Annotated in this window: 19 protein-coding genes; 6 read left to right on the top strand and 13 right to left on the bottom strand. The window is 72.5% G+C overall.

Translation table 11 applies throughout. From position 1 onward, the window contains the following. Window positions 1-89 precede the first annotated feature (89 nt). Window positions 90-335: a glutaredoxin-like protein NrdH gene (gene nrdH / locus AC1DWH_RS17420; protein WP_370503192.1), complete on the bottom strand. Its 246-nt coding sequence runs from the start codon at window positions 333-335 to the stop codon at window positions 90-92. A gap of 489 nt (window positions 336-824) precedes the next feature. On the opposite strand from nrdH, the gene AC1DWH_RS17415 reads away from it, so the two are divergent. Next, window positions 825-4,022, top strand: a complete 3,198-nt coding sequence (locus AC1DWH_RS17415) for a winged helix-turn-helix domain-containing protein (protein WP_477094748.1) — start codon at window positions 825-827, stop codon at window positions 4,020-4,022. A gap of 67 nt (window positions 4,023-4,089) precedes the next feature. Here the strand turns inward: AC1DWH_RS17415 and AC1DWH_RS17410 are convergent, their stop codons facing one another. The 5 genes from AC1DWH_RS17410 to AC1DWH_RS17390 all read right to left on the bottom strand — a co-directional run bounded on the left by AC1DWH_RS17410 (window position 4,090) and on the right by AC1DWH_RS17390 (window position 8,952). Beyond that, complete coding sequence (locus AC1DWH_RS17410; RefSeq protein ID WP_456844509.1) at window positions 4,090-4,923, bottom strand: ABC transporter permease; 834 nt, start codon at window positions 4,921-4,923, stop codon at window positions 4,090-4,092. After that, window positions 4,923-5,906 (bottom strand): ATP-binding cassette domain-containing protein, encoded by a 984-nt coding sequence (locus AC1DWH_RS17405; RefSeq protein WP_456844508.1) that lies wholly within the window; start codon window positions 5,904-5,906, stop codon window positions 4,923-4,925. The genes AC1DWH_RS17410 and AC1DWH_RS17405 overlap by 1 nt, the downstream gene beginning before the upstream one ends. Before the next feature lie 88 nt (window positions 5,907-5,994). Next, a complete protein-coding gene (locus AC1DWH_RS17400) occupies window positions 5,995-7,179 on the bottom strand; it encodes an ABC transporter substrate-binding protein (protein WP_456844507.1) in 1,185 nt (394 codons plus the stop codon). A 41-nt stretch (window positions 7,180-7,220) separates the two neighbouring features. Then, entirely contained in the window at window positions 7,221-7,871 is a 651-nt protein-coding gene (locus tag AC1DWH_RS17395; protein WP_456844506.1) for a flavin reductase family protein, read from the bottom strand. Next, complete coding sequence (locus tag AC1DWH_RS17390; protein ID WP_477094747.1) at window positions 7,864-8,952, bottom strand: DUF1989 domain-containing protein; 1,089 nt, start codon at window positions 8,950-8,952, stop codon at window positions 7,864-7,866. The genes AC1DWH_RS17395 and AC1DWH_RS17390 overlap by 8 nt, the downstream gene beginning before the upstream one ends. A gap of 118 nt (window positions 8,953-9,070) precedes the next feature. On the opposite strand from AC1DWH_RS17390, the gene AC1DWH_RS17385 reads away from it, so the two are divergent. Next, entirely contained in the window at window positions 9,071-9,772 is a 702-nt protein-coding gene (locus AC1DWH_RS17385) for a GntR family transcriptional regulator (RefSeq protein ID WP_477094746.1), read from the top strand. A gap of 123 nt (window positions 9,773-9,895) precedes the next feature. Here the strand turns inward: AC1DWH_RS17385 and AC1DWH_RS17380 are convergent, their stop codons facing one another. The 5 genes from AC1DWH_RS17380 to dnaK all read right to left on the bottom strand — a co-directional run bounded on the left by AC1DWH_RS17380 (window position 9,896) and on the right by dnaK (window position 15,163). Continuing rightward, window positions 9,896-11,098 carry an aminotransferase class V-fold PLP-dependent enzyme gene (locus AC1DWH_RS17380; RefSeq protein ID WP_477094745.1) on the bottom strand — a complete coding sequence of 401 codons (1,203 nt, stop codon included), beginning with the start codon at window positions 11,096-11,098 and terminating at the stop codon, window positions 9,896-9,898. A gap of 172 nt (window positions 11,099-11,270) precedes the next feature. Beyond that, window positions 11,271-11,693 (bottom strand): heat shock protein transcriptional repressor HspR, encoded by a 423-nt coding sequence (locus AC1DWH_RS17375; RefSeq protein WP_477094744.1) that lies wholly within the window; start codon window positions 11,691-11,693, stop codon window positions 11,271-11,273. 2 nt (window positions 11,694-11,695) lie between these two features. After that, entirely contained in the window at window positions 11,696-12,664 is a 969-nt protein-coding gene (locus AC1DWH_RS17370; RefSeq protein WP_477094743.1) for a DnaJ C-terminal domain-containing protein, read from the bottom strand. A 79-nt stretch (window positions 12,665-12,743) separates the two neighbouring features. Beyond that, the gene (gene grpE / locus AC1DWH_RS17365; RefSeq protein WP_456844499.1) at window positions 12,744-13,304 is read right to left on the bottom strand and encodes a nucleotide exchange factor GrpE; all 561 of its coding nucleotides are present in this window, start codon (window positions 13,302-13,304) and stop codon (window positions 12,744-12,746) included. Continuing rightward, window positions 13,301-15,163, bottom strand: a complete 1,863-nt coding sequence (gene dnaK / locus AC1DWH_RS17360; RefSeq protein ID WP_477094742.1) for a molecular chaperone DnaK — start codon at window positions 15,161-15,163, stop codon at window positions 13,301-13,303. The genes grpE and dnaK overlap by 4 nt, the downstream gene beginning before the upstream one ends. Before the next feature lie 254 nt (window positions 15,164-15,417). On the opposite strand from dnaK, the gene AC1DWH_RS17355 reads away from it, so the two are divergent. The 3 genes from AC1DWH_RS17355 to AC1DWH_RS17345 all read left to right on the top strand — a co-directional run bounded on the left by AC1DWH_RS17355 (window position 15,418) and on the right by AC1DWH_RS17345 (window position 16,851). After that, on the top strand, window positions 15,418-15,840 hold the full coding sequence (locus AC1DWH_RS17355) for a RidA family protein (protein WP_477094741.1): 423 nt from the start codon (window positions 15,418-15,420) through the stop codon (window positions 15,838-15,840). 146 nt (window positions 15,841-15,986) lie between these two features. Beyond that, window positions 15,987-16,664 (top strand): YdeI/OmpD-associated family protein, encoded by a 678-nt coding sequence (locus tag AC1DWH_RS17350; RefSeq protein WP_477094740.1) that lies wholly within the window; start codon window positions 15,987-15,989, stop codon window positions 16,662-16,664. Window positions 16,665-16,695: 31 nt separating this feature from the next. Then, window positions 16,696-16,851 carry a hypothetical protein gene (locus AC1DWH_RS17345; protein WP_477094739.1) on the top strand — a complete coding sequence of 52 codons (156 nt, stop codon included), beginning with the start codon at window positions 16,696-16,698 and terminating at the stop codon, window positions 16,849-16,851. Window positions 16,852-16,859: 8 nt separating this feature from the next. Here the strand turns inward: AC1DWH_RS17345 and AC1DWH_RS17340 are convergent, their stop codons facing one another. Further along, window positions 16,860-17,846, bottom strand: a complete 987-nt coding sequence (locus AC1DWH_RS17340) for an aldo/keto reductase (RefSeq protein ID WP_477094738.1) — start codon at window positions 17,844-17,846, stop codon at window positions 16,860-16,862. Between the two features lie 78 nt (window positions 17,847-17,924). Between AC1DWH_RS17340 and pdxR the strand changes: the two genes are divergently transcribed. Continuing rightward, the gene (pdxR, locus tag AC1DWH_RS17335) at window positions 17,925-19,349 is read left to right on the top strand and encodes a MocR-like pyridoxine biosynthesis transcription factor PdxR (RefSeq protein WP_477094737.1); all 1,425 of its coding nucleotides are present in this window, start codon (window positions 17,925-17,927) and stop codon (window positions 19,347-19,349) included. Between the two features lie 43 nt (window positions 19,350-19,392). On the opposite strand, the gene AC1DWH_RS17330 is transcribed toward pdxR, so the two are convergent. Continuing rightward, window positions 19,393-20,319 carry a cold-shock protein gene (locus tag AC1DWH_RS17330; protein ID WP_477094736.1) on the bottom strand — a complete coding sequence of 309 codons (927 nt, stop codon included), beginning with the start codon at window positions 20,317-20,319 and terminating at the stop codon, window positions 19,393-19,395. Window positions 20,320-20,327 lie beyond the last annotated feature (8 nt).

The following is a 20,327-nucleotide window of genomic DNA, read 5'->3' as shown; positions in this document are numbered from 1 at the left end:
CCCTCACTCGGGTCGTGCGGTACGTCTGCGGAGCTGTGCCCGCCGAGCCGGCGCGGCATTCACCAGCGCCGGCCCGGGGAGTCTGCGTGTCAGGCGACCGCGGTCGCCAGACGGTCGGCCAGCGCCTTGATGCGGTCCGGGCGGTAGCCCGACCAGTGCTCGCCGTCGACGATCACGACGGGGGCCTGCAGGTGGCCGAGCGACATGACGTAGTCACGCGCGTCGGCATCCTCGCTGATGTCCACGACCGTGTACTCGGCGTCGAGCTTGTCGAGCGCGCGGTAGGTCGCGTTGCACTGCACGCACGCCGGCTTGCTGTAGACCGTGATCGTCATCGTGGCTCCCCGTTGTCCTGTCTGCGGCACGCTCCCCCCGGAGCGTTCGCGAAGCTTGTTACCTGGTGCTGGTGGGCCCGTCACCGGGCCTGACGGGGTGCTGAACCGGAGATGATCGTCGATGAACTGCCACTGATCCGGTTCCCCACTGCGTCGTGACTAGACACTACACCTAGGGGTCCCGCACGCAATGGACCACTAGGGGTTGTAGTGACACGCGTGTCATTCTTCACCCTGTGGAGAAGTCCCAGCCTACCGGCGACCACTGACAGAGCCCCCGACCAGCGCCGATGCGCGGCCGTGCACAGGCATCCACAAGTGCGCCCTGGGCACCCACAGCCTGTTCCACATGGCAGTCCACACCCGCCCCGCCCGATTCGCCCGGAACGCCCCTCCGGGACACGCCGGAGGACCCGTCGGACATGCACCCGAACGGTCGAGAGGACCCCGCGCGTCCCCCGTGTCGCCGCCGTGCGCGATGCTGTCCCCGTGCAGATCACGACGCTCGGGGCGCTCGCCGTCGACGGCCGCCCCGTCCGCGGCGACCGTCTGGTCGCGCTCGTCGGGGCCCTGCTCGACGCACGCGGTCGCGCCGTGTCGTCCGCCGCGCTGGTCGAGGACGTGTGGGAGGGGATCCCTCCGGACGACGCCGCGGGAGCGGTGCAGGCCCTCGTCTCGCGCGCGCGCCGGCTCGGGTTCGCCGTCGAGGGCGCGCCCGGCGGCTACCGGCTCCCCCTCGACGGCCTGCGGATCGACGTCGTCGACGCCGAGGCGATGCTCGCGGACGGCCGCGAGGCCCTGCGCGTCGGCGACGCGGCGCGCGCCCGAGACCTCGGCCGGGACGCGCGCGGCCTGGTGCCCGCCGTCCCGGACCTGGCGGACACGGCCACCGCGCACCTGCTCACCGACGTGGTGACGCTGCAGGCCGAGGCCGGCCTGGCGCTGGGCCAGGTCGACGACATGGTCGAGGACCTGCGCCGCTGCGCGTTGCGCACCCCGCCCGACGAGCCGTTGGTCGCCCTCCTGGTCCGGGTGCTCGCGGCGCAGGGTCGCGACGCCGAGGCGCTCGCCGTGGTCGAGCAGGTCCGCGACGAGCTGGCCGACCGGTACGGCACGGACCCGTCGCCCGTCGTCGCGCAGGCGCACCTCGCGCTGCTGCGCGGCGAGCTGGCGCCCGGCCCGGTGCGCGCGGCCCCTGTCGCTGCCCCCCGGCGTGCCGTCCTGGCCCTTCCCGCGGCGTGGCGCAGGCCGGCGACCGCGCTGGTCGGCCGTGATGCCGACGTCGCGCAGGTCGAGCAGGCGCTGGCGACGTCCGCGCTGGTCACGATCGTCGCGACCGGCGGCGCCGGCAAGACCCGGCTGGCCGGCGAGGTGGCCCGGCGGGCTGCGGCGTCGGGCCGCTCCGTGCGGGTCATCGAGCTCGCGGGCCTGCGCGCGCCCGCGGAGGTGCTGCCGACGGTCCTCGCGGCGATCGGCGGTTCGGACGTCACGGCGGCCCGCGCGGACATGACCGCCGACCGCCGCCTGCTCACCCCGGAGGACCGCCTGCGCCTCGCCGCCCAGGACCTCGACGGGCTGCTCGTGCTGGACAACTGCGAGCACGTGCTCGACGCCGCCGCCGTGGTGATCGGAGACCTGCTCGCCGTGGCGTCGTCGGACGTCGTCGTCCTCGCGACCAGCCGCGCGCCCCTCGGCCTGGTCGGCGAGTCCGTGCACCGCCTGCGCGCGCTGCCCGACGCCGACGCGCTCGAGCTGCTGGAGACCCGGGCCCGCGCCGGGCGGGCGAGCGTCGGCTGGGACCTTGACCTCGCCCTGCAGCTGTGCCACCGCCTGGACAACCTCCCCCTCGCGCTCGAGCTGGCCGCGGCCCGGCTGCGGGCGATGACGGTCCAGGACGTGCTCGACGGGCTGAGCGACCGGTTCGCGCTGCTGGACGACGCCCTGCGCGGCCTGCCCGAGCGGCACGCGAGCCTGTGGGCGATGGTCGACTGGAGCCGCGAGCTGCTCGACCCCGCCGACCGTGACCTGCTGCAGCGGCTCGCGGTCATCCCGGCGCCGTTCACCGCCGAGACCGCCGTCTCCGTCGCGGGCACGCCGGCCGCGGCCGTCCGCCGAGGGCTGGCCACGCTGGTCGAGCAGTCGCTGCTGACGCTCGATGAGCACGACGACGGCCCGGCCCGCTACCGGATGCTCGAGACAGTGCGCGAGTACGGCGAGGCCCGGCTCGACGCGTCGGGGCACCGCGGCGAGGCGATGCGGGGGCTCGTGCGCTGGTCGGCGGCCGAGGCCGTGCGGCTGGGCGCGATGTTCGTCGGGTCCGCGCAGGTCCGCGCGTTCGACCGGTGCGCGACCGAGCAGGAGACGTTCCTCGCGGCGCTGCGGTGGGCCGTCGAGCACGACGACGCAGCCGGAGCCGTCGACATCAGCGCGGCGCTGTTCCACCTCTGGAGCGTGCGGGGCCTGCACGCCGAGGTCATCGAGTGGGCGCGCCGGGTCCTGCTGGCCGACGCCCCCGCGGCCCGCCGGACGTCAGCGCTGTTCCTCGGGCGCGTCGCCGGTCGGCCGCTGCCCGACGCGGACCGGCTCGCCGCGACCTGCCTGTTCTCGGCCGTCAACGCCGGCGTCTCCGTGTCGATGCGCCTCGTGGCCCTGGCGTGGCGCGCCCTCCGGATCGTCCTCGCCGAGCGGCCCCGCGAGGTCTCGGCCCGCATGACGTCGCTGACCGCGGCGATGCCCGCGCTCGGCTCCACCGACGTCGAGCTCAGCCTGGCCGCGGCCGCCCGGCTCATCGCCAGCGACGACGCGTTCCTGCACGGGCTCGGCCTGTTCATGCGCGCCGCCGTCCGGGAGAACGCCGGGGACCCGGCCATGTCCAGCAGCGACGCACGCGCGGCCTACCAGCAGTTCGAGTCGATCGGCGACCACTGGGGCATGGGGATGGCTGCCCAAGGGGTCGGCCAGTGGGAGGCCGCGCGCGGCTCCGACGACGCCCAGGAGTGGCTGGTCCGCGGCGTGCGCCACCTCGAGCTGGTCGGGGCGATGCAGGACGTCCGGAGCATCCGCGTGATGCTCGACATCCAGTGGGCGCTCGAGGGTGACGAGGAGGCCCTGGTCCGGCTCCGCGAGGTCACCACGTCCTCCCAGGTCGACGACATGGACGCGGCGCAGGCCATGATCGGGCTGGCCCACGTCGCGTGGCAGACCGGGCGCGCGGACGACGCGCTGGCCCATGCGGAGTCCGCGTCCGCGCTCGTGGGGTCGATGTCGATCCCGCTCGCACAGGCCCGCATCGCCTTCCGCGTGGCCACCGCCGTGGTCCACCTGCGGGTGGGCGGACTTCGGGCCGGTCGGGGCGAGGACGCCGTGGCGCACGCCGTCGAGCTCTTCACCGCCGCCGCCCCGGAAGCCCTGGAGACCCAGGACATGCCCGTGCTCGGCTCGTTCGCCCTCGGCCTCGCGGAGCTCGCAGCCCAGCGCGGGGACGCCGACGACGCACGGGAGCTCTGGGCGCTCGGCATGCGGCTCGGCGCCAACCTCGTGATGCTCTTCCAGCTCGGCACGGACGGGCCGCTCGCCGACCTGCTGGGCGACGACGAGGAGCGGGAGCGCCGGCTCTCCGTCTGGCGCGACCAGCCGTCGACCGCGGCCGCCGCCCGGATCCGGGAGCTCACGCCCACCCAGGTCTGACCGTGCGACGGACGCCGAAGGGCGACCCGGCACGTGCCGGGTCGCCCTTCGGGTCGTGCTGGTCCTGTCAGACCTTCTTGCGGTACGCCCGCATGGCCAGCGGCATGAACACCACGACCAGGCCGAGGCACCAGAGCAGCGTGTAGTAGACGCTGTTGCCCATCGGGACCCCGAGGAAGAAGCCACGCATGGCGGCCACCAGGTGCGTCAGCGGGTTCCACGCGACGAAGCTCTGCATCCAGCTGGGCAGCGAGCCCGCGGGCACGAACACGTTCGACGCGAAGCTCAGCGGCATGATGATCAGGAACATGATCCCCTGCACGGCACCCGACGTCCGGACCTTCATCCCGACGAAGACGGACACCCAGCTCAGGGACAGCGCGAAGACGATCGCCAGCAGGCAGCCGGCAAGCGCGCTGAGCGGGTTGGTGAGGATCCGGAAGCCCATCAGGTAGCCGACGAGGAACGTCGACAGGATGACGATGACGTAGCGGACCACATCACCGAACACGGCGCCGACCAGCGGTGCCGACCGGGGGATGGGCAGTGACTTGAACCGGTCGAAGATGCCCTTCTCCATGTCGGTGTTGAGGTTGACGCCGATGGCGATGGCGCCCGTCGCGATGGTCTGCGCCAGGATGCCCGGCAGCAGGAACTGTAGGTACGTCTGGGTGCTCCCCGCGACGGCCCCGCCGAAGATGTAGACGAAGATCACCAGGAAGATCGCCGGCTGCAGCGTGACGTCGATGAGCGCCTCGGGCGTGCGCATCGTCTTGATCAGGCTGCGCTTGGCCAGCTGGAGGGAGTGGCGGACCAGCGGGAACGGCCGCTTCTTGACGACGGCTGCCGGCGACGGGGTGTGGGGTGCGATGGCGCTGCGAGGAGCGGTTGCGGTGGTCATCACGCCACCTCCTTGTCTTCGGTGACGGTCGTGTCGTCCGCGGACGCGGTGCGACCCGTGAGGGTGAAGAACACCTCGTCGAGGCTGGGCAGGTGCAGGGAGAGCTCGGTGACGCCGATGCCGACGCTCGCCAGGCGGGAGACCGTGGCCGTCAGCGCGGAGTCGTCGGCCACCGGGACCGCGAGGACGCCCTTGCGGATCTCCTCGGCCCGGCCGTCGGAGGACACCTGCGCCAGGATGGTCGCGGTCTCCTCGAGGCGGGTCAGGTCGGCGGGGCGGACCTCGAGGGTCTGTCCGCCGACGATCCGCTTGAGACCGTCGGGGGTGTCGTGCGCGATGACGCGGCCGTGGTCGATGACCGTGATCTCGTCGGCCAGCGCGTCGGCCTCCTCCAGGTACTGCGTGGTGAGCAGGACGGTCGAGCCCTCGTTGACCAGGGTGCGGACGACGTCCCACATGTCCTCGCGCTTGGACGGGTCCAGGCCGGTGGTCGGCTCGTCGAGGAAGATGACGTCGGGGCGGCCGACGAGGCTCGCCGCGAGGTCGAGGCGGCGGCGCATGCCACCGGAGTAGGTCTTGGCGGGCCGGTCGGCTGCGGCGGTCAGGTCGAACCACTCGAGCAGCTCGGCGGCGCGGGCGCGGGCGTTGGTCTTGCCCAGGTCCAGCAGCATGCCGAAGAGCTGGAGGTTCTGGCGGCCGGAGAGGTCCTCGTCGACGGACGCGTACTGGCCGGTGAGGCCGATCGACTGGCGGACCTTGACGGCGTCCTTGACGACGTCGAACCCGCCGATCCGGGCCGTGCCGGCATCGGGGGTGAGCAGGGTGGACAGGATGCGGACCGCGGTCGTCTTGCCGGCACCGTTGGGGCCGAGCACACCGAGGACGGTGCCGCGAGCGACGGCGAGGTCGACGCCCTGGAGGGCCTTCGTCTCGCCGAAGTGCTTGACGAGGCCGTGGGCCTCGATCACCAGGTCTTGTGTCATGACGCCAGCCTGACGGACCCGGCTGACAGAGGACCGACATGCCGCTGACACGGGCCGGCGAGGCCCGTGTCAGCGGCGGTCCGTCTGCTCAGCCCGCGGCGGGCAGGGCGATCGTCGGGTCGAGGAACGCGTTGGTGAACAGGTCCGTCGCCGTCAGGCCGTCGGCCGGCGGGGTGCCGTCCTTGGTGAGGATCGGCGTCGCGATGTCGAGGATCTTCTGCACCCGGGCCTCGTCGAAGCTGCCGAACGTGCCGTCCGCGCCGTTGGCGACGATGCCGAGGTCGATCTGCTGGGTCGTGCCGTCGGCCGCCTGCCCGGCGTCGTAGACCCAGCCGGTGTTGAACTTCTCGACGGCCTCGACGACGAGCGCGTTGGCCGTCGTCGGGTCGGCGAAGTAGTCGACCGTCGCCTGCTGCACGACCGGGATGAGCTTCTTCAGGCAGTCGGCCTGCTTCGTGACGTCCTCGGTGCGGACCGAGAGGGCGACGGCGTACAGCGGGTAGCCCGTGTCGGCGATGAGCTGGTAGTCGACCGGCTTGCCCCAGGACGGGAGCTCGTTCTGGTAGACGTACGGCTCGTCGGTGGCGAAGCCCTGCTGCGCGTCCTTGCCCTGCGCGGCGACGAAGTTGGCCGGGGTGCCGTCGTAGGAGCCGTCGATCTGGTCCTCGCGCAGCTGGCCCGAGCCCGTGAGGTACTCCATCCAGGTGGCGCCGGCGAAGTAGCGGACCGTGGCGTCGGTGCTGCTCAGGTCCTTGATCGTCTGCACGTCCGGGTACGTCGCCGGGTCCCACATGATCATCCACGGCGCCTTCTCGAAGGTGGCCAGCACGGCCGTGGTCGGCATCGCGACCGAGTTCTGCACCGCCTCGTCCGTGTTCACCCAGCCGAGCAGCACGTCCTTGTCCGAGTACATCTGCGACGGGACCGGCGTGAAGCCGATCGCGGGGCCGCCGGCGCGGACCTCCACGTCGACGCCCGTGTACTCGCCGCTCGCGTAGAGCGGTCCGCGGACCACCTTGGCGTCGGCGTCGATGGTCGGGTTCGGGCCGAGCAGCTGGTACAGGCCGCCCTGCTCCGCCTGCGGGTTCCAGTCCGTCTGGATCACCACGGTCGCGGGGCAGACGTCGCTGAGGTCGACGGCGCCGATCGCGGCGTCGGTGCTGCTCGGGGTGTCCGCGGACGCGGGGGCGTTGCCGGCGCACGCGGCGACCGAGAGGGTCAGCAGAGCGCCGGTGAGGGCGGCCGCGCCGAGGCGCAGTCGGGAGAGGGCCATGGTTGATTCTCCTTCGGGGGGCGGGAGGGTCAGAGCTGGTGTCAGAGCTGGTCGATGTCGGTCGCCGACACGGGTGTGCCGGCGGCGTCGGAAGCGAGCGAGAAGCGGTCGCCCGTGGTCACGTAGAAGCTGGCGCCGAAGCGGCCTACGGGGTGGAAGTCCTGGAGCATCACGCGCCAGCGGTCGGTGTCGATCAGCCCGGGCGCTGCGTGCAGGTGGCGGATCCGGCCCAGGTAGACCTGGCGGCTGGCGGTGAGGATCCGCTCGTGCACGGTGCACTCGAAGGCGACGGGGGCCTCGGCGATCCGGGGCGGGCGCACGCGATGGGCCGGGGTGGGCGTCAGGCCGACCATCGCCAGCTCGTCGACGTCGGCCGGGTACGACTGACCGCACTGGTGCATGCGCGCGGCCATGGCCTCGTCGGGGATGTGCACGACGAACTCGCCGGTGGCGTCGAGGTTGGCGGCGGTGTCCTTCTGCGCGCCGTCCTCGAGCCGGTTGACGCTGATCATCAGCAGCGGCGGGTCCTCGCCGACCATCCCGAACATGCTGAACGGCGCCGCGTTGACCACACCGTCGGGGCTCGTCGTCGTCACCAGCGCGATGGGGCGGGGCACGATCAGGCTGGCCATGAGCTTGTAGCGCTCGTAGGCGCCGAGCGAGTCGAAGTCGATGTCGAGGCCCTCAGGCATGCGACGCGCCCCACCAGGTCAGCAGGATGTCGCGCAGCGCGGCGCCGTCGTCGTCGGCGTAGCGCGTGCCGTCGCGCACGGCCGCGAGGTGAGCGGCGTCGGCCTCGTCCAGGTCGACGGGCACCTCGACCAGCCGGACCGGGGTCCGCGCGAACGCCGGCTCGTAGTCGGGCACCCGCCGCAGCGCGCGCTCGGTGCGGATGACGGGCTGGCGGAAGTCGGCGGCCGTGCGCTGGGTGGCGTAGCTCTGCAGGGCGGGGACCGCGTCGATCTCCGCCCGGCTGGCCGCGAGCACCTGGACCTTCACGGGGTCGAGCGAGAAGTTGCTGGTGCCCAGGATGTCGTTGCCGCAGATGTTGGGGACCGCCAGCACGTCGACCAGCGCGAGGAGCTCCACGTGGTCGCCCGGGGCGGTCGACTGGCGCAGGATCTCGGGCATGCCGTCGACGACGCGCGTCGCCATGAAGAGGTTGAACGAGTCGTGCACGTCGTCCGGCGTCAGGCCGTACTCGCGCTGGGCCTCCGCCTGGATGTCGGCGCAGTTGGTGTGCTCCGCGAAGCCGTGCATCGACTCGTACATGTTCGCGGAGCACCGCGGGAACAGGGTGTCGTTGATGCCGGCGGTGTCGGTCTGCAGGTACATCAGCGCCCGCTCGCGCGGCGGCGCCGACCACAGGAACGTGCCCGCGCTCGGGTTGGTGCCGTGCAGGGTCCGCGTGCGGCCCACGTGCATGAACTCGCGGTAGTCGTGCAGGTTGAAGACGTTGAGGTCGACGCACTGGTCGCCCGTGACCTGCTCGACCCGCAGGATCTGCCCCGCGCGGACCTCGATCGCCTTGCCGGTCCCGGGCTCGAGCACGAGCTCCTGCAGGATCGCGCGGTCGTCGGGCGCCTCGATCGCGTCCCACCAGCGCCAGGGGGTCCCCGTGGACCGCGGGTGCGGGCGGCCGACGACGGCGGTGGCCGACTCGCGCAGGGCCAGGCGCACCAGCGCCGACGCGTCCTCGGCCTCGCGGGCGTGCAGGGACGCCTCGACCAGCTCGTGCTGCTGGTCGGTGAGGCGAACAGTGATGTGCGGCATGGACTCCCTTTCGTATACAGAGTGAAGGTAGTTGGTATACCGAACACGCTGGTTTCGTATCCGTGAAAGGTGGATTGCGATCGCGTTTCGTCGGCCCATGCCCGTATACGGTGGCGCCATGGACAGCCAGCCCGCCGCGTCGGCGCGACCCGCCGACCGCGCCAACGTCGCCTTCCTGAGCCTGCGGTCCGCCATCGTCGAGGCGGCGCTCCCGCCCGGGACGCGCCTGCCCGAGGACCTGCTCGCGCAGCAGTACGGCGTCAGCCGCACGCTGATCCGCGGCACGCTCGCGCGACTCACCGCGGCCGGGCTCGTGGAGACCGGCAAGGCGAAGTCCGCCCTGGTCGCCGACCCGTCACTGACGGAGGCGAAGGAGACCTTCGAGGTGCGCCGCTGCCTGGAGCGCCAGGCGGTGCGGCGCATCGCGACCGACTGGCAGCCGTCGATGGGCGTGACGCTGAGCGCGCACGTCGACCGGGAGCTGGCGGCCGCCGGGACGCCGCGCCCACAGGTGTCCGGCCGGCTCGGCGCCGAGTTCCACATCCTGCTCGCCGAGCTCAGCGGCAACGCCCTGCTCGAGCGCTACCTCAGCGAGGTCATCTGGCGCTGCGCCCTTATCCTCGCCGTGCACGGGCGCGACCACGACCAGCGCGGGTCCGTCGCCGAGCACCAGCGCCTGGTCGAGCTGCTCGCGGCCGGCGACGCCGACGGGGCCGAGGCGCTCGTCGTGCAGCACATCGCCGCCGTTGAGGAGCGCACCCTGTCCGACGTCGACGACGGCGCACAGCTCGACCTGGCCGCGGTGCTCCGCCGGTACTGAGTCGCCACGCCGGGCTCCCCCACCGGGCGTCCGCAGACCGACGCACCCCGACGCACCACCGTTCCCGCCGGACGTCCGCAGGATCGCGCGTCCCGACGACCGATCGTGCGGACGTCGCGCCGGTCAGCGCAGAGCGGTGAGCAGGCGGTCGAGCTCCTCGTCGGACGTGTAGTAGTGCGGGGACGCACGGACGACCTCGGTCAGGCCGCGGGCACCGAAGTCGAGCTGGGCCGACGAGACGCGCGTGACGCTCACGTTCACGCCCGCCGCCGAGACGCGGGCGCGGACCTCGTCGGCGGACTGCCCGTCGACCGTGAAGGTGACGATGCCCGACCGCCGCACGCCCTTGTCGCGCACGGTGACGCCCGGGCGCCCCGCGAGGTCGTCGCGGAGCCGCTCGGCAAGGGCGGTGACACGCTGCTCGATCGCCGGCAGGCCGAACGAGAGCGCGTAGTCGACGGCCGCGCCCAGTCCGAGGTTGTCCGCGATCGACCGCTCCCAGGTCTCGAAGCGCAGGGCGCCCGGCACGACCTCGTACGTGGTCGGCGACGTCCACCGTGCCGCGCCCAGGCCGAGCACGGGCGGGACCAGCCGCCGCGTGATCTCGCGTGACGCGTAGAGGAACCCGGTGCCGCGGGGGCCGCGCAGGAACTTGCGTCCGGTCGCCGCCAGGAGGTCGCACCCGATCTCCTCGACGTCGACGTGCAGCTGGCCGACCGACTGGCACGCGTCCAGCAGGAACGGGACCCCGGCCCGACGCGTGAGGACGCCGACCTCCGCCGCCGGGTTGATGACGCCGCCGCCGGTCGGGACGTGGGTCAGCGCGACGAGGGCGACGTCCTCGTCGAGCCGGCGCTCCAGCTGGTCGAGGTCCACCTGGCCGTGCTCGTCGTCCTCGATCACCTCGAGGGTCGCGCCCGTGCGCTCGCACGCCTGCAGCAGGCCGATGGCGTTGCTGATGTACTCCGTGCGCGCGGTGAGGACGCGCTGACCGGGCTGGATGCTCAGGGAGGCGAACGCGACGTTCCACGCGGCCGTCGCGCTCTGCACCAGCGCGATCTCGTCGCGGCGGGCGCCGACGAGCGTCGCGACCGAGTCGTAGACCGCCGCGACCCGGTCCTCCGACTCCTCCTCGGCCTCGTAGGGGCCGATCTCCGACTCCCGGCGCAGGTGCGCGACGACCGTGTCCGTCACCACGCTCGGCCGCAGGGCGCCCCCCGCGTTGTTGAGGTGCGCGACGTGGTCGATGCCGGGGGTGTCGCGCCGGGCGCGATCGAGGTCGAGGGCGAGGTCGGCGAGGTCGGCACGGTCGAGGTCGGTCGTCACGGTCCGAGAGTCTAGGCAGGGCGCGTCATCGGCCCCATGGCCACCTGCGAGGAAGTGGCTGCCGGCGTGGACGTCGGACGTCCGCGCGTTCGAGCGCGATGCCGACCGTGAGTGCGGACGCAGGCGTCGCCGTCGCGGCATCGTCCGCTGCCTCGAGCGTAGGACTGCGGGCTCAGCGCGAGCTCGGCCGCCAGAGGACGATGGCGGCGCGGTCGGCCGTCGTGGTCGGGCGGCGGCTGCGGCTGGCCGTGCGGCTGACGGCCTCGACGGCGCCCGTCGGGTCGGCCGTGAAGACGCGGCGGCCCGGCTCGACGAAGGCCCGCAGGTACTCGATCTGGCGGCGCAGGCCCTCGAGCTCCGCCTCGAGCTCGAGGATCCGCTTGATGCCGGCCAGGTTCACGCCCTCGTCCTGCGACAGCCGCTGCACCTCGCGCAGGGTCGCGATGTCCCGCAACGAGTACCGCCGGCCGCGGCCGCTCGCCCGGCTCGGTGTCACCAGCCCGAGCCGGTCGTACTGGCGCAGGGTCTGCGGGTGCATGCCGGCCAGCTCGGCGGCGACCGAGATCACGTAGACCTTGGCGTCCTCGGCGGGCATGGCTACGTCTTCGCCGCGTCGAGCAGGCCGGAGCGCACGTCCTCACCGGACGTCGCGATGCCGAAGGCCTGGACCGCCTCGCGCGCGGCGGGGTTCAGCCGCTGCGGGACGACGACCTGGACGGTGATCAGCAGGTCGCCCTTCGTGCCGGGGACCCCGCGGCCCTTGACGCGCAAGGCGCGGCCGGAGGGCGTGCCCTCGGGCACGCGGACGCGGACCGTGGACCCGTCCAGCGTCGGCACCTCGATCGTCGCGCCCAGCGCGGCCTCGTCGAACGCCACCGGGACGGTGATCCGCAGGTTGTCGCCGTCGAGCGAGAAGACCGGGTGCGGCGTCACGCGGACGGTGATGACCAGGTCGCCCGCCGGACCGCCGCGGTCGCCGGGACGACCCTTGCCGCGCAGGCGGATCTTCTGGCCGTCGCGGACGCCGGCCGGGATGCGCGCGTTCACGGTCCGACCCTCGACGCTCAGCGACACGGTCGAGCCCTCGACCGCCTGCCGGAAGGGCAGGGTCGCGCTCGTTGCCAGGTCGGCGCCCTGCTGCGGGCCGGGCGCGAACCCGCCGGCGCCGCCGTTGCCGAACAGGCCGCCGAGGATGTCCTCGAAGCCGGCGGCGCCGCCGGGAGCGTTGGTGTAGCGGACGCGTCCGCCCTGCTGGCCGCCGCCGAACATGCCGCCGAAGACGTCATCGAAACCCGCACCGCCGCGCCCGCCGGACGTGAACCGGGGGCCGCCGGCCATGGCGCGCAGCTGGTCGTACTGGCCGCGCTGCTCGGTGTCCGACAGCACCGCGTAGGCCTCGCCGACGTCCTTGAACCGGGCCTCCGCCTTGGCGTCGCCGGGGTTGTGGTCCGGGTGCATCTGGCGCGCGAGCTTGCGGTACGCCTTCTTGATGGTCGCGGCGTCGGCATCCTTGGGGACGCCGAGGACCGAGTAGAAGTCCTTCTCGAGCCAGTCCTGTCCGGTCACGCCGCTCCTTCCTTGATCTGGGTGACGTCCGAGCATCTACGGGTGTGGGCCCGTAGATGCTCGGACGCTACTGCGGTTCTTACGCCTCGGGGTCCACGACCGCGACGCGGGCGGCCCGAAGGACCCGGTCGGGGGTGCGGTAGCCGGGCTGCAGCACCATCTGCACGGTCGGCTCCGTGACGTCCGCGGAGTGCGCGTGCATGAGCGCCTCGTGGACCGCGGGGTCGAACGCCTCGCCGACCTCGCCGTAGCGGACCACCCCGAAGCGACCGAGGGTCGCCTCGAGCTTCTCCGCGATGGAGACGAACGGTCCGGTGAGGTCACCGTGCTGGCGGGCCAGCTCGATGTCGTCCAGCACCGGGATCAGCGCCTCGACGATCGCGTGCACCCCACGGTCGTGGGCGGCGAGGGCGTCGGCCTTCGACCGCTTCACGAACCCGGAGTACTGCTGCTCGAGGTTGTAGTACGCCGCCTTGGAGCGCTGGAGCTCGTCCAGCCGCTCCGCCGCGAGCGCCTCGGCCGCCACGAGACCCTCGAGGACGACCTCCTCCTCGGCGCCTGCCGCGATGGACTCGGCGTCGGCGAGAACCTGCTCCTCGGGGGTCAGGTCGTCGCCGGCGTCGTCGGTCCCGGAGGTCACTTGACCGCCTCGTCCTCGTCGTCGACGATCTCGGCGTCCACGACGTCCTCGTCGGACGACGCGTCAGCCGTGGGCTGCTCGTCGGCCGGCGCGTTGGCCGCCATGTTGTCCGCCGAGTAGATCGCCTCGCCGATCTTCTGGCTCACCGCGAGCAGGGCTGAGTGCTTGGCCTTGACCTCGTCGACGTCGGTGCCCGCGAGCGCCGTCTTGAGCTCGGTGACCGCGGTCTGGACCTCGGTCTTCACGTCCTCGGGCAGCTTGTCCGCGTTGTCGACCAGCAGCTTCTCGGTCGAGTAGACCAGCTGCTCGGCCGTGTTGCGGGTCTCGGCCTCCTCGCGACGCGCCTTGTCCTCGGCGGCGTGCTCCTCGGCCTCGCGCACCATGCGCTCGATGTCCTCCTTGGGGAGGGCCGACCCGCCCGTGATCGTCATCGACTGCTCCTTGTTGGTGCCGCGGTCCTTGGCGGACACGTGCACGATGCCGTTCGCGTCGATGTCGAAGGTGACCTCGATCTGCGGCACGCCACGCGGAGCCGGCGCGATGCCGGTCAGCTCGAACGTGCCCAGCGGCTTGTTGTCCCGCGCGAACTCGCGCTCGCCCTGGAACACCTGGATCAGCACGGACGGCTGGTTGTCCTCGGCCGTGGAGAAGATCTCCGACCGCTTGGTGGGGATGGCCGTGTTGCGCTCGATGAGCTTGGTCATCACGCCGCCCTTGGTCTCGATGCCGAGGCTCAGCGGGGTGACGTCGATGAGCAGGACGTCCTTGCGGTCGCCCTTCATGACGCCGGCCTGCAGCGCGGCACCGACGGCGACGACCTCGTCCGGGTTGACGCCCTTGTTGGGCTCCTTGCCGCCCGTGAGCTCCTTGACCACCTCGGTGACCGCGGGCATACGGGTCGAGCCGCCGACGAGGACCACGTGGTCGATGTCCGCGAGCTTGATGCCCGCGTCACGGATGACCGACTGGAACGGCGACTTGGTGCGGTCGAGCAGGTCCTGCGTCATCTGCTGGAACTGTGCGCGCGTGAGCTTGGTGTCCAGGTGGACCGGGCCGTTCTCGCTCATCGACAGGTACTGCAGCGAGATGTTGGTGCTCGTCGCGGACGAGAGCTCCTTCTTGGCCTGCTCCGCCGCCTCGCGCAGACGCTGCACGGCGATCTTGTCCTTGCCCAGGTCGACGCCCGTGGAGTTCTTGACCTCGGAGATCAGGAACTCGACGATGCGCTGGTCCCAGTCGTCGCCGCCGAGGCGGTTGTCACCGGAGGTGGCGCGGACCTCGATCGTCGAGAAGCCGTCGTCGTCCTTGCCCACCTCGAGGAGGGACACGTCGAACGTGCCGCCGCCGAGGTCGAAGACGAGGATGAGCTCGTCCTCCTTGCCGCGCTCCAGGCCGTAGGCCAGGGCCGCCGCGGTGGGCTCGTTGATGATGCGCAGGACGTTCAGGCCCGCGATGGCGCCGGCGTCCTTGGTGGCCTGGCGCTCGGCGTCGTTGAAGTACGCGGGCACCGTGATGACGGCCTCCGTGACGGGCTCGCCCAGGTAGGCCTCCGCGTCACGCTTGAGCTTGGAGAGCACCCGCGCGCTGATCTCCTGCGCGGTGTACTTCTTGTCGTCGATGCTCGTGGACCAGTCCGTGCCCATGTGGCGCTTGACGGACGTGATCGTGCGGTCGACGTTGGTGACGGCCTGGCGCTTGGCGATCTCGCCGACCAGCACCTCACCCGTCTTGGAGAACGCGACCACCGACGGCGTCGTGCGCGACCCCTCGGCGTTGGCGATGACCGTGGGCTCGCCGCCCTCGAGGACAGCGACCACCGAGTTGGTGGTACCGAGGTCGATGCCGACTGCTCGTGCCATGTGTGTGCCTTCTTTCGTGTCGTGCGGGATGAGTCGTCTCGCTCTTGAGTCCGGCTGGCTCAAGTCTGCGTCGGCTTCGGGCCGCGCGCAAACTCGAGAGGACGAACTTGAGTCTGTTGGGCTCAACCTTGCCTAGGGGCGAGGCATTCCCGGACGCGGCGGGGAACGCGGTGGTAGTGACCTCCGCCCGCTAGCGTGGGTCTCCGGTGCAGCCCGCGCCGCAGTCACCACGCGAGCACATGGAGCACGGAGACATGTCGTCCGAGCCCGCGATCACCTTCGTCCGACCTCCGCAGCTGACGGCGAACGCGCCCTACGCCTACGCGGCTGTTGCTGGGCCTGGCCAGCTCGTCTTCACCGCGGGAGCCTGCCCGCTCGACGCCGACGGCAGCACCGTCGCTGTGGGCGACATCGCCGGACAGGCTGCACAGGTCATGGCGAATCTCGTCATCGCACTGCAGGCCGCCGGCGCGCAGCTCACCGACGTCGTCAAGACGACCGTCTACGTAGCGTCGTCGCAGCAGGCCGATCTCGGCATCGCCTGGCGTGTCGTCCGTGGTGCCTTCGGCACCCACGACGCCCCGAGCACCCTGCTCGGCGTCAGCGTCCTGGGCTACGACGACCAGCTGGTCGAGGTCGAGGCGGTCGCGATCCGTCCGACGCCGAGCACGATCTGATGTCGCTGATGCTCACGCTGTAGCCGGCCGGCCAGGAGACCGATGGCGGTTCCAACCGCGCACGTGAGACCCGAGGGGCTCGAGCACGTCACCGAGCTCGCGCGTGGGTGGCGATGTCGACAAGCGTTCGGCGGCAAACTCGGTGCATGACACGTGACCAGGCAGAGTCCGAGACTCCGGGGCGGATGGGCGGCTCACCCGAACGACCTGCGCGCTTCTTCCACGGTCCCGAGGAGTTCGGTGCCTGGCTGGCGCTGCACCACGACACGGAGACGATGCTGTGGATGGGCTTGAGGAACAAGGGCTCGGCTGATCGCGGCCTGACCTGGGAGCAAGCGGTCGTCGAGGCGCTGTGCTGGGGGTGGATCGACTCGGTCGCGCAACGCATCGACAACGAGTCGCGGCGGCAACGCTGGACCCCTCGGAAGAAGACCTCCCACTGGAGCCGGGTCAATCTCGATCTCGTCGAGAGGCTGCGCGCCGAGGGGCGGATGCAGCCGAGCGGGTTGGCGATCTGGGAGCAGCGCACCCGCGAGGAGGCGCCCTACAGTCACGAGCGACCGTGGGCCGGACTGCCGGACTCGTATGCCGAGGAGCTGGCTGCGTCGCCGGCGGCCACCGCCTTCTGGGAGGCGTCGACCGCGACCTACCGCAAGGTCTGCGCCGTCTGGATCACCTCCGCCAAGCAGGACGTCACCCGCGCACGCCGGATGGCACAGCTGATCGAGTGCAGCGCCGAGGGCGAGCTCGTGCCGAACCAACGCTACGGCGACGTTCCGCGGTGGTTGGCGCGGGCCGCGGCTGCCGCGGCAGAAGCACGATGACGTAGTAGAGCCGCGGCCTGCCCGGTCCTCGGTGGCGTCCGGCCGCTTCGGCTCCCACCTCGGGGGCGGCTGGCGGCAGAGCGTCCGCAACGGGCTCATGCGCCTCACCCCGACCAGCGCGATCCTCCGCCGCTCCGACGCCGCGATGGGCTGGACCCCACCGCAGCCGGCGGCGCCGGTCCGCTGAGCCGGGTCTCAGGCCTCGTCGAGCCGCGTGCGGAGCTCGTCGTCGAGGTCGAGGTCGAGCGCGCCCAGCGTCTCGTCGAGCTGCGCGACGGAGCTGGCCCCCACGATCGGGATGACCGGTGTCGGCCCCCCGAGCATCCAGGCCAGGGCGACCTGGTTCGGCGTGGCGCCGAGCTCTCGCGCGACCTCGCGCAGCACCTCGATCCGACGACGGCTGCTCGGGTGGTCGGCGCCGCCGAACAGCGGCTTCTCCGCGCGCGTGTAGGCACCCTGGTGCAGCGGCGAGTACACGGTCACGGCGAGCGGCGGGCGCCCGTCGACACCCGTGGACGCGGCGTAGTCGAGGAGCTCCCCCGACACCCAGTTGGAGCGGAACGGGGTCGGGCCGGGGTACGCGACACCGCCCTGCTGCTGGACGACGCCGTACGGCTCGACGCCGAGGCGGGCAGCGGTCTCGCGCGCCTCGACGACGCGCCACGTCGTGACGTTGGAGATGCCCGGCACGCCGACCACTCCGTCGGCCACGAGCTTGCCGAAGGCGCCGACCGTCTCCTCGAGGGCGGTGTCGCGGTCGTCCACGTGCCCGTAGTAGACGTCGATCCGGTCGACGCCGAGGTGGCGCAGGCTCGTGGCGGCCTCGTGGCGGATCGTCTCGGCGCCCAGGCCCTGGTAGTTCGTCGGAGGGGTGTTGGACAGCGGCAGGGCCGGGTCCTTCTTGCCCGCGCCGCACTTCGTCGCGATGCGCACGCGGTCGCGCAGCCCGCGCGACGCCAGCCAGGCGCCGATCACGTCCTCGCTCTCGTGCCCCTGGCCGCCGGCGTCCCAGGCGTTGTAGTTGTTCGCGGTGTCGAGGAACGTGCCGCCGGCGTCGACGAACCGGTCGAGGACCTCGAAGGCCGTCTCGCGCGGTGTGTGCGTGCCGAAGTTCATGGTGCCCAGGCACAGGACGCTCACGTCCGTGGCGGTTGGGCCGGAGCCGAGGGTGCGGTGCTGCATGAGTGTCCTCCGTCGTCAGAGCTGGGGTGTTGCACTCGACGGTAGGCACGTAGCGGACCGGGAGTACGGTCCATTCCTGTGGAACACGACCAGACCAATCGCTGGGCCGGCGACGCGCTCGTGACCCTCGAGGACGACCGGCCGGCGCACGTCGCCCTCGAGCGGGCGCTGCGCACCGCCATCCGCGAGGGACGGCTCCGCCCCGGTGACCCGGTGCCGCCCAGCCGGGCGCTGGCCCGCGACCTGGGCGTGTCGCGCTGGGTGGTCACGCAGGCGTACGGCGGCCTGGTGGCGGAGGGTGTGCTGGACGCGCGCACCGGTGCCGGCACGCGCGTGGCCTCCACGTCCTGGCCGACGCAGACGGCGGCGCCCACCGACGTCTCCGGCCTCGCAGTCCAGCCCCGGCCCATGTTCGACCTCGGACCCGGTGTGCCCGACCTGCGGCACCTGCCCCTCGCGGCGTGGGTCAGGGCCGTCCGCTCGGCCGTCGCGTCCGCGACACCGGGCGACCTCGCCGCGCCGGACCCTCGCGGTGTGCCCGCTCTGCGCCAGGTGCTCGCCGACCGGCTCGCCGCGACGCGCGCGGTCCTCGTCGAGGCGGACCATGTCGTCGTCACCCACGGTGCAGCAGACGGCATGGCACGCCTCGCACGGTCGCTGCGGGCCGCGGGGCACGAGACGGTGCTCGTGGAGGACCCGAGCTGGCCACGGCTGCGCGACGTCGCCGCAGCCGCCGGGCTGCGGCCCGTTCCGGTTCCCGTCGACGAGGACGGGGTGGACACCGGCGCGCTGGTGGCCGCGGCCGGGCGCACCGGCGCACGGGTGGCGCTCGTGACGCCGGCGCACCAGTTCCCGGTCGGCGCCGCGCTCGGACCTGCGCGACGCGAGGCACTCGTGCGGTGGGCACGCTCGGTCGACGGCGTGATCGTCGAGGACGACTACGACGCCGAGTTCCGGTACGACCGCCGGCCGGTGGCCGCGCTGCGCGCCCTCGCGCCGGACCGCGTCGCCCTGGTGGGCTCGCTCAGCAAGACGCTGGCGAGCGGGTTCGGCATCGGCTGGTTCGTCCCGCCCGACGACGTCCCCGCCGCACGGGCAGGGCTGGACGTCGAGGCGTTCGCGCCGCCGTCGCTGCACCAGCTCGCCTGCGCGGCGCTGCTCGACGAGGGTGGCTACGACCGGCACCTGCGCGCGGCCCGGGCCCGCTACCGACGACGCCGGGCGGCACTGATGGCGGCTCTCGACCGTCGGTTGCCCGGCCTGCCCGTGTCGGGGCTGGCCGCAGGGCTGCACGTCGTGCTCGGGCTGCCGGCCGGTGTCGACGAGGACCTGGTGGCCCGGCGGGCCGCCCGGCACGACGTGCGCGTGGTGCCGGCCGGCCGCTATCGCCTCGGGGATCCGACCGCCCCGGCGCTCGTCCTCGGGTACGGGAACCTGGTCGACGCGCGGGTGGACGAGGCGGTCTCCCGGCTGGCGGCGGTCATCGGCGAGGCGGCCAGGTGACGGCAGCGGATGGGCGCTTGTCGCCGCCTCCGCGTCTCTCGGCTCACACCAGCTCGACGCTGTCGGCCTGCGGTCCCCGATCACTCTGGCGCACCTTGTACCGGACCCGGTCGCCCTCCTGCAGCCCGTCGGCGCCCCGAACGACCGACACGTGCACGAACAGGTCCGCACCCCCGGCATCCGGCGTGATGAAGCCGAACCCGCGCTCCGTGTCGTACCGCGCGACCACGCCCTCGCCGCCGCGCACGGAGTCGCCGTACTCGCTCGGGGGGCCCGACCGACCGCGGCCCGACGCCGCAGGCGCACCACGAACGAGCCGGATGTTGCGCGCCTGGAGTCCCTTCTCGCTGGTGCCGACGTCGTAGGTCACGCGATCGCCCTCGGACAGCTCCGAGACCCCGCCGGGCAGGGCCCGGACGTGAACGAAGAGGTCCTCGGCGCCCGAGTCGGGTGTGACGAACCCGAAGCCCTTCTCGCCGTCGTACCAGGACACGGTGCCGTCCGCGCCGTCGGCCGCCCGGGGTCGACCGAGAGCGTCGGGCCCGAGCGGGAGCAGGTGGTCCGCCTGCGGCCCCTTCTCCCCATCGACGACGAGGAACGCCACCCGCTGCCCGTCCGAGATCACGCCGCCGCCGACGATGGCCGAGCTGTGCACGAAGATCTCCGCACCGCCGCCGTCGGGCGTGATGAAGCCGTAGCCCTTGCCCGGCTCGTACCAGGAGACCGTGCCGAGCACGCCCAGGGGTGCGTCGGGGGCGTGGTCGCCCGTGACCCGGACGCGGCGGGCCTGCGGGCCGCGGTCGCCCTCGCCCAGCTCGAACTCGACGAGCTGCCCTTCTCGGAGCAGCCTCGTCCCGTCGTCGCCGACGATCTCGGACGCGTGCACGAACAGGTCCTCGGTCCCCTCCCCGAGGAAGAGGAAGCCGAACCCCCGCTCGGCGTCGAACCATCGGACAGTTCCCTCGGGCACGGTGGACT

The organism is Cellulomonas sp. P2_F12, from assembly GCF_056403775.1.
This window is presented reverse-complemented; position numbering and strand designations above follow the sequence as displayed.

Coding starts and splice junctions, on each gene's coding strand:
- nrdH (WP_370503192.1), bottom strand. CDS start 335: ATGACGATCACGGTCTACAGCAAGCCGGCGTGCGTGCAGTGCAACGCG.
- AC1DWH_RS17410 (WP_456844509.1), bottom strand. CDS start 4,923: ATGACCACCGCAACCGCTCCTCGCAGCGCCATCGCACCCCACACCCCG.
- AC1DWH_RS17405 (WP_456844508.1), bottom strand. CDS start 5,906: ATGACACAAGACCTGGTGATCGAGGCCCACGGCCTCGTCAAGCACTTC.
- AC1DWH_RS17400 (WP_456844507.1), bottom strand. CDS start 7,179: ATGGCCCTCTCCCGACTGCGCCTCGGCGCGGCCGCCCTCACCGGCGCT.
- AC1DWH_RS17395 (WP_456844506.1), bottom strand. CDS start 7,871: ATGCCTGAGGGCCTCGACATCGACTTCGACTCGCTCGGCGCCTACGAG.
- AC1DWH_RS17390 (WP_477094747.1), bottom strand. CDS start 8,952: ATGCCGCACATCACTGTTCGCCTCACCGACCAGCAGCACGAGCTGGTC.
- AC1DWH_RS17385 (WP_477094746.1), top strand. CDS start 9,071: ATGGACAGCCAGCCCGCCGCGTCGGCGCGACCCGCCGACCGCGCCAAC.
- AC1DWH_RS17375 (WP_477094744.1), bottom strand. CDS start 11,693: ATGCCCGCCGAGGACGCCAAGGTCTACGTGATCTCGGTCGCCGCCGAG.
- dnaK (WP_477094742.1), bottom strand. CDS start 15,163: ATGGCACGAGCAGTCGGCATCGACCTCGGTACCACCAACTCGGTGGTC.
- AC1DWH_RS17355 (WP_477094741.1), top strand. CDS start 15,418: ATGTCGTCCGAGCCCGCGATCACCTTCGTCCGACCTCCGCAGCTGACG.
- AC1DWH_RS17350 (WP_477094740.1), top strand. CDS start 15,987: ATGACACGTGACCAGGCAGAGTCCGAGACTCCGGGGCGGATGGGCGGC.
- AC1DWH_RS17340 (WP_477094738.1), bottom strand. CDS start 17,846: ATGCAGCACCGCACCCTCGGCTCCGGCCCAACCGCCACGGACGTGAGC.